At 74.5% G+C, this 7107-nt stretch carries 6 protein-coding genes; 3 read left to right on the top strand and 3 right to left on the bottom strand.

Annotated features, from left to right (window positions below; all coding sequences use genetic code 11):
* Window positions 1-410: 410 nt before the first annotated feature.
* Window positions 411-1316 carry a serine hydrolase gene (locus ACWEKM_RS45160; protein ID WP_451627131.1) on the top strand — a complete coding sequence of 302 codons (906 nt, stop codon included), beginning with the start codon at window positions 411-413 and terminating at the stop codon, window positions 1314-1316.
* A 517-nt stretch (window positions 1317-1833) separates the two neighbouring features.
* On the opposite strand, the gene ACWEKM_RS45155 is transcribed toward ACWEKM_RS45160, so the two are convergent.
* The 3 genes from ACWEKM_RS45155 to ACWEKM_RS45145 all read right to left on the bottom strand — a co-directional run bounded on the left by ACWEKM_RS45155 (window position 1834) and on the right by ACWEKM_RS45145 (window position 4724).
* Entirely contained in the window at window positions 1834-3000 is a 1167-nt protein-coding gene (locus tag ACWEKM_RS45155) for a S1 family peptidase (RefSeq protein WP_451627129.1), read from the bottom strand.
* Between the two features lie 222 nt (window positions 3001-3222).
* Window positions 3223-3987 (bottom strand): GNAT family N-acetyltransferase, encoded by a 765-nt coding sequence (locus tag ACWEKM_RS45150; RefSeq protein ID WP_451627130.1) that lies wholly within the window; start codon window positions 3985-3987, stop codon window positions 3223-3225.
* Between the two features lie 77 nt (window positions 3988-4064).
* Window positions 4065-4724 (bottom strand): class I SAM-dependent methyltransferase, encoded by a 660-nt coding sequence (locus ACWEKM_RS45145; protein ID WP_451627128.1) that lies wholly within the window; start codon window positions 4722-4724, stop codon window positions 4065-4067.
* Between the two features lie 132 nt (window positions 4725-4856).
* On the opposite strand from ACWEKM_RS45145, the gene ACWEKM_RS45140 reads away from it, so the two are divergent.
* Together ACWEKM_RS45140 and ACWEKM_RS45135 are read left to right on the top strand one after the other, a co-directional pair.
* On the top strand, window positions 4857-6131 hold the full coding sequence (locus ACWEKM_RS45140) for a sensor histidine kinase (protein ID WP_451627127.1): 1275 nt from the start codon (window positions 4857-4859) through the stop codon (window positions 6129-6131).
* The gene (locus ACWEKM_RS45135; RefSeq protein ID WP_451627126.1) at window positions 6128-6799 is read left to right on the top strand and encodes a response regulator; all 672 of its coding nucleotides are present in this window, start codon (window positions 6128-6130) and stop codon (window positions 6797-6799) included. Before ACWEKM_RS45140 ends, ACWEKM_RS45135 begins: the two co-directional genes overlap by 4 nt.
* Window positions 6800-7107 lie beyond the last annotated feature (308 nt).

Raw genomic sequence — 7107 nt, 5'->3', positions numbered from 1 at the left:
CCGCGGTCCGCCGCGCGGCGGCCGGTCCGGACGGCAGGGTGCCGCCGGAGGCGGCCCCGGACGTCACCCGCTGAGGTGACGATGACGTGACCGTCGAGCAGGGCGGCGGTGACGTTGCTGTCGAGCGGAATGGTGGCGATCCATTCATCGGCCCGATCTTCCAGCGGCACCTCATGCGGTCCGTGGCCACGACCGGACTCGGCGGCCGGTGACCGACGGCCGGTTCACCGGCGTTCGCGGTCGTGACGACCGGGGGCGTGACGCCGCCCACACCCGAAGCTGTGGCCTTTCCCACAATCACCGGGCAAAGCAGTTCCCGGGTGGCAGCCGTCACTTCGTCCTCGGGATGAAGTGTTTACCTTCGCAGTGGCGTGCCCCCTCTCCCCGATGAACTGCCGAGGTACCGCACCATGCCGCACCCGTCGTCATCCTCGTCCCGTCCGCCGCGTGCGACCGAGCGAGGCCGCAGGCGCGCCGCGGTCGGCGTCACCGCCCTCGCGATCTCGGCGGCCACCCTCCTGTCGACCGGTGCCCTCATCCCCGAGCCGGCCGCCGCCGCCACGGCCGCGGCGCGGCCCGACTCCGCCACCGCGGACTTCCTCGCCCAGGTACGGCCGCAGGGCGAGGAACGGGTCACCGCCGCCGTGCTCGACCTGGATGCCCCGGGCCGGGAGGCCACGGTGTACGGCGCCGACACCGCGTACGACACCGCGAGCATCATCAAGGTCGACATCCTTGCCGCGGTGCTGCTCAAGGCGCAGGACGCCGGGCGGGGCCCGACCGCGCAGGAGCGCGGCCGTGCGGAGGCGATGATCGAGCGCAGTGACAACGCGGCGGCCGACGCGCTGTGGCGAAGCATCGGTCTGGCCCCGGGCCTGGCGGCGGCGAACAAGCGCCTGGGACTGACCTCGACACAGGGCGGCCCCGGTACCAAGTGGGGACTCACCCGGACGACGGCCAGCGACCAGATACGGCTGCTGCGCGCGGTGTTCGAGCCCGCCTCCGGCACGTCCGCGGGCGCCGAGGGGCTGACCGTCACGTCCCGGACCTACATCCGCACGCTGATGTCTCGCGTCGTGGACGAGCAGTCCTGGGGCGTCTCGGCGGCGGCCCTCACCGCCGTGGAGCTGAAGAACGGCTGGCTCCAGCGCACCACCACGGGGCTGTGGGACGTCAACAGCATCGGTCGGGTCGCGGCGGGCGGACACCACTACCTCGTCGCGGTCCTCTCCGACGGCAGTACGTCGATGAAGGACGGCGTCTCGCTCGTGGAGCGGGCGGCCAGCACGGCGGTCTCCTCGTCCGCCGCCCGCTGACCGCTGCTCGCTGACCTGACGACACTCGCCGCCCCCTCGGCCGGTCGGGGCCTTCCTCCCCGCGGGCCCGACGGGACCTGTCACCCGCTGATCCGCGCGGGGGTAGATGCCGTCCGTCGGTTCGACGGGGTCGCCGTCCGCCGCCTTGGCCGGGACGGCTGACGAACTGTTCGTTCCGGCTGGCCGGGACGGGCGGCGTAGGCGGTCCGCTCGTGGAGCGGGTGGCTCGCACGGCGGTCTCCTCGTCCGCCGCCCGCTGACCGCTGCTCGCTGACCTGACGTACTCGCCGCCCATCGGTCCGCTGGGGCTTTCCTCCCCATGGCCCGACGGGACCTGGCGCCCGCCGGCCCGCGCCGGGGCCGACGCCGCTCACCGGCCCGCCGGGCCTCGCTTCCCGCGGACCCGACGGGATCTCCCCCCGACCCCCTCCGGCCGGGACGGTCGGCGAACCGTTCGGTCCGGTCGGTCGGGGCGGGTCCCGGCCGTTGGTCGGGGCCCGCCGTGGTGTGTGGTGGGTCAGACGGTGTGCAGGGTCAGGCCGTACCGGCCGAGGATCTCGTTGACGGGCTGGAACCAGGTCTCGCCGCCGCTGCCGCAGTTGCCCCAGCCGCCCGAGGTGACCCCCTGCGCCTGGTCGCCGCTGATGAACGAGCCGCCGGAGTCGCCCCCTTCGGCGCAGACGTTGGTCTTGGTCAGCTGGTGCACCGCACCCTGGCTGTAGTTGACGGTCTCGTTCTTGGCGAGCACCGTGCCGCAGTGCCAGTGCGTCGTCGACCCGGACCGGCAGATGGACGCGCCGACGGGCGCCTCGGCCGAACCGCGCACCAGTTGGTCGGAGACGGTGCCCCAGCCGAGTACGACCGGAACCGTCCACCAGCCGCTGCCCACACTGACCCAGGCGTAGTCGTTGTCCGGGAACGACGAGCCCTGGAAGGTGCCGATGTGGCTGCCGTCCCAGCCGCTGACGCCGGCGCCGGGCTGTCCGCAGTGCCCGGCGGTGACGAACCCGCCGTACACGGAGAAGCCGATGGAGCAGCGGACGTTGCCGGTGTAGTACGGGTCGCCGCCCACGGTGCCCGCGGCGAGGGTCGCGGGCGCGCCGGGTATCGCCTCGACGGTGACCGGACCGGCCTTGCGGGCCCGCGCGACGAACGACCGGACATCGTTGTCGTCCCGCTTGCCCTCGGCGATGTTCACGACCACGGTGCTTGCCCGCGGGTCGACGTGCCAACTGCTCACGCCCGCCGGTGCGGAGAGCTTGTCGAGACGTGCCCGGGTGGCGTTCAGCTCTCGGGCGCTGTGCTCGACGGTGGTCACGGACGCGCCGGTCTCCCGGATCGCCCGGCGGGTCGTGGCGGACGTGTCCTCGGTGACGCCGACGGCGAGGGTGCCGCTGGAGGCGTCGAACCAGGAGCCGCCGAAGGACGCCCCCGCGGCCCGGCGCGCCGCGGGCTCCGCGGTCGTGGCCCGCTGTTCGGCGGCGAGCCGCGCCGCAGCCTCGGCCTTCGTCAGGTGCAGGTCGCGCTGCACCGTGGAGAGCAGCGCGGCCGAGGCGGGCGCCTCGGTGGATCGGATGGCGGCGGGGGTGTCGTCGGCGGAAGCGGGCAGGGTGCCCGCCGTCACGCCGACGCCGAGCATGAGGAGGACGGCTAGGCCGGCATGCGTGAATCCGGTGCGTCTCATGGAGGTTGCCCTTCGTCGTTCCAACGGTCGTGGGGATGGAACAGCAGAGACGAGGAGAGCGCTCTCAGCCCTGTGGCGGAGCAGAGCCTAACCGCTGATCATGAACAGGTCCATGCCAATGCCGGGCGGTTTATGACAGAGCGTCGGACATGCTCGGCGCCGAGGGAGAGCGGGCCGGGCGCGCACGCACGCGCCGGCCGCGGCCCTAGGGGCGTTCGGCGTTCACGGATTGACGGCGTGTTCGGTGAACCGGCCGCACGGTCTGAAACCCAGCCGACGGTAGACGGGCTCGCCGTCGGTGGACGCCTGGAGGACCGCGACGCGCAGACCGTGGGCCCGGGCCGTCCGAAGCGCGGCGAGGGTGACGGCCGTGCCGTGGCCGCGCCGCCGGTGACCGGAGAGGGTGGCGATGTTGTAGAGCCCGGCGACCCCCGCGTACAGGAAGACCTCGGCCGAGCAGACCGGACGGCCCGCCGCGTAGCCGACCAGGTAGCGGGCCGGGCAGCCCGCGGCCAGGGCCAGGGGAGCGGCCTGGGCGAAGAAGCGGCGGACGGTGTCGGAGGGCGGGCTCCAGTTCGCGGCGACGACCTCCGCGTAGTCGCAGAGCTGCGCGGGCGTGGTGACCGGCCGGATGTCCAATCCCATGGCGGCGGCAGGCGGCAGGGGGCTGTCCAGCTCCGCCCACATGGCCGTCTCCCGCTCGGCGACCGGCAGTCCGGCGGCGGACAGCCGGTCGGTCAGGTCGGGCGGCGTCGAGGCGGGACCCACCCACCAGGAGAAGCCGCGGCCGGTCGCGGCCAGCGACCGTACCGTCTCGGCGATGCGCGCGGGCGTGGCGGCGGGGGTGAACCGGGCCGCGGCGACGATGTTGAACGTGTCGTCGTCAAGGCCGCTGTCCGCGACGAGGAGATCGCCGGACTCGGTGACCGTCGCGCCGCTCAGGCCGCGATGCAGATGGCAGGCGTGTTCGGCCAGATTGCGTTCCATCCCGGCCGCCAGGTCCGCCGGGGCGGCGAACGGGGTGTTCAAGGGGGTGTTCAGTGGTTCCACGGCGGTCGAGTCCATCACGACCGCGCCGGTGGCGCACCCCCGTTTCCGGCGTCGAGCCGCGCGCCTTTCGCCGCCGACGAGTCCGCCCGGCGGGCGCCGTCCGCGGCGGGCCGCGGGGAGCAGGCCCGGTACACGAACGCCGGCGGCACGTTGGGCCACACCACCGGCCCCCGTTCTACCAGGTCGAAGCGGTCGCGCAGGGCGGCGTCGAGCCGACGGCCCGGCGGGGTCCAGGCGGCGTGCAGATAGCCGAAGGTGGTGAAACGGCCGCCGGGCACCAGGCTGCCGGAGACCGCGTCCAGGGTCCGCTCCCGCTCCCGGGCGGGCATGACCGTCCACGGCAGTCCGGACACGATCGCGTCCACCGGTCCGCCCGCGGCCCGTGCCAGTTCGGCCGCCGCGCCGTTCACCACCGTCAGCCGTGCGTCGCGCCGGGTGGCCGCCAGGTGCGCCGCGAGCCGTGGATTCAGCTCGATCGACACGAGCCGGGCGTCCGCGGGCAGCAGCCGCAGCAGGACATCCGTGAACACGCCGGTGCCCGGCCCGAGTTCGACGACCAGCCGGGCATCCTCCAGACCGATGCGATGGGTCATGGCGCGGGCCAGCCGTCGTGAACTGGCGGCCACCGCCCCGGTCATGAGGGGCCGTCTCAGGAATTGCGTGGTGATCGACACGGCCGCCATGCTCGGCACCCGCCGTGTGGCCCGGCGTCGTACCCCCGGTCCGGACGGGTCCTCCTGCGGTAGGACCCCGGTGCAGCCCACGGGGTGACGCCCCAGCCCTTCGACCCGCCGTAGCGTGAGGCGGTGCTTCGCCTGATGGAGAGCCTGGCGAGATGGCGAGGGCGCCATCCCCGGCTGATGGACGTCCTGCTCGTCGTGCTCGTCGCCGCGCCACCGGTGATCCGGGACCAGCCCGGCTGGCGTCCCGTGTGGGTGCAGACCGCGGTGTACGCGGTACTCGTGCTGCCCCTGCTGTGGCGGCGCCGGCACCCGGTGGCGGCAGCGGCGCTCGTCACGGCCGCCTTCTGGGTGCAGTGCCTGGGCGAGGTGTGGGGCCGGGAACCCGGGCGCGGGGCCCTCGCCATGGCCGCGGTCTTCTACACGCTCTCGGTGCGCGGGCTGCGCCGCGCCGCCGCCGGGACCGCCGTGTGCGCGGGCGTGTGCGTGCTGCTGTGGGCGCCCGGCTGGGTCGTGGGCCACCCGAGCGCCGGAACCGACGGCGTCGCCTGGCTCCCCCCGGTCACCGTGGCCCTGTGGCTCGCCGGGGCCTGGATCCTCGGCGAGTACGTCCGCGCCCGCCGCGCCTATCTCGCCGAGTTCGCGCGCCGGGCCGAACTGGCGGAGTCCCGGCGGCTGGCGCTGGCCCGCGCCGCCGTGGCCGAGGAACGGACTCGTATCGCCCGCGAGATCCATGACGTCCTCGCGCACGGCGTGACCGTCATGGTGCTCAACGCCGAGGGAGCGAGACTGGCCCGCGACACCGACCCCACGGCCCCGGACCGCGCGCTGCGGACCATCGGCACCACCGGCCGTGCCGCGCTGCGCGAACTGCGCCAGCTCCTGGACGTGCTGCGCGCCGACGACGGGCCCGGCGGCGCCCCGGACGCCCCAGGCACCGGTGAACTCCCCGATCCGCACGGCGAGTTCACCGGCCGCGGCCCCACCCTCGACGATCTGCGCCCGCTCGTCGACCGCCTACCCGCCGACTCCTCTCTGGAGCTGACCGGTGAGCGTGACGGGGTGTCCGCGTCGGTGGCCGAGCAGACGTACCGCATCGTGCAGGAGGCGCTCACCAACGTCGTCAAGCACGCCTCGCCCGACGCGGCCACCCGGGTGCGGATCGACCTCGGAACGCCGGGACCGGAGCGCCGGGTCCGCATCCGCGTCGACAACTCGGCGGGCACCGGGACCGCGCCCCGGGCCCTTCCGGCATCGGCCGGCCGCGGGCTCATCGGCATGCGGGAACGGGCGGCGCTGTACGACGGGACCGTGCGGGCCGGTCCGCTGCCCGACGGCGGCTACCGGGTGGCCGCCACCCTGCGGCTGACGCCGCGCCGCCTCGCGGCGGTGTCCCGGTGACCGGGACGGCGGCCCCGCACCGCGTGCTGCTCTGCGACGACCAGGAACTGATCCGGATGGGGCTGCGCATGGTGATCGACAGCCAGCCCGATCTGACGGTGGTCGGGGAGGCGGCCGACGGACGCGCCGCCCTGGAACGCAGCGCCGAACTCCGGCCGGACCTCGTCCTGATGGACGTACGCATGCCCGAGGTGGACGGCCTGGCCGCGACCCGGGAGCTGTGCGCCCTGCCGTCCCCGCCGAAGGTGCTGGTCGTCACCACCTTCGACCTCGACGAGTACGCCTACGGCGCGCTGCGGGCCGGGGCGAGCGGGTTCCTGGTCAAGGACGCGCTCGGGGAGGAGATCCTGGTGACGGTCCGGGCGGTCCTGCGCGGCGACATCATGCTGGCGCCGTCGGCCCTCCGCCGCCTCGTGGAACGGTACGTCCTGCCCGCGGCCCCCGCTGCGGAGCGCGACCGTCTCGCCCGGCTGACCGACCGCGAACGGGACGTCCTCGCCCTGGTCGCCCGGGGCCTGAGCAACACGGAGATCGCCGCCCGGCTGTTCCTCGGGGAGACAACCGTCAAGACCCATCTGGGCCGCATCCTCGGCAAGCTGGACCTGCGCGATCGCGTGCACGCGGTGATCTTCGCCTATGAGAGCGGCCTGGTCCGGGCGGGCGACTGACCCGGTACCGCCCGCCCGCGGGCAGGACACCGGCGCCCGCCCGCGAGTAAGACCCCGGCGCCCGCCCCCGGGTAAGACCCCGGCAGGGAACTTCCCCCGCTCTTACCCGGCTCCGACCTCCCGGCCCGCCCACAGGCCCACAATGGAGGTGGGGTCGTGAGACCGAGGTGGCGCGATGGCGGCCAGGACACTACGACGGCGGGCGGTGACGCTGACGGCCGGCACCGTTCTCGCGGCCGTCACGTGCACCGCCGGCCCGGCCGGCGCCATGTCCCAGGCCGCGTCCGCCACCCCGGCCGGCGGGATCC

It is taken from the genome of Streptomyces sp. NPDC004752 (assembly GCF_053601275.1).
The sequence above is the reverse complement of the archived record's forward strand: the minus strand, read 5'-3'. Positions and strand labels throughout refer to the sequence as shown.

What these genes read in the sequence shown, in the direction of transcription:
- ACWEKM_RS45150 (WP_451627130.1), bottom strand. Translation starts at nt 3,987, where the DNA reads ATGGAACGCAATCTGGCCGAACACGCCTGCCATCTGCATCGCGGCCTG.
- ACWEKM_RS45155 (WP_451627129.1), bottom strand. Translation starts at nt 3,000, where the DNA reads ATGAGACGCACCGGATTCACGCATGCCGGCCTAGCCGTCCTCCTCATG.
- ACWEKM_RS45160 (WP_451627131.1), top strand. Translation starts at nt 411, where the DNA reads ATGCCGCACCCGTCGTCATCCTCGTCCCGTCCGCCGCGTGCGACCGAG.